The following is a 278-nucleotide window of genomic DNA, read 5'->3' as shown; positions in this document are numbered from 1 at the left end:
AACTCAGACCGCTCTTATTGAGCTTGTCTTTAACTTCGGTCCACAATGCTGCTTTTTTCAATGCCCATTCAACCCGTTCATCCATCTCACCTTTGGACAAATTTTCATACAAGCGAACACCGAATGCGATGTTGTCATACACCGACATCGGGAACGGTGTCGGCTTCTGAAACACCATACCAACTTTGGCGCGCAAAAGATTGATGTCTTGATCGGCATCTAAAATATTCTTACCGTTGTACATAATCTTGCCTTCGGCACGCTGGCCTGGATACAGA

General features: G+C 45.3%; 1 protein-coding gene. It reads right to left on the bottom strand.

The features are described from left to right. The coding region (locus QN347_RS19810; protein WP_323494397.1) for an ATP-binding cassette domain-containing protein at positions 1 to 278 on the bottom strand (278 nt) is incomplete at both ends.

Source organism: Sphingomonas sp. 10B4 (assembly GCF_035019905.1).
GTDB classification, from domain to species: domain Bacteria; phylum Pseudomonadota; class Alphaproteobacteria; order Sphingomonadales; family Sphingomonadaceae; genus Sphingomonas; species Sphingomonas glacialis.
This window is presented reverse-complemented; position numbering and strand designations above follow the sequence as displayed.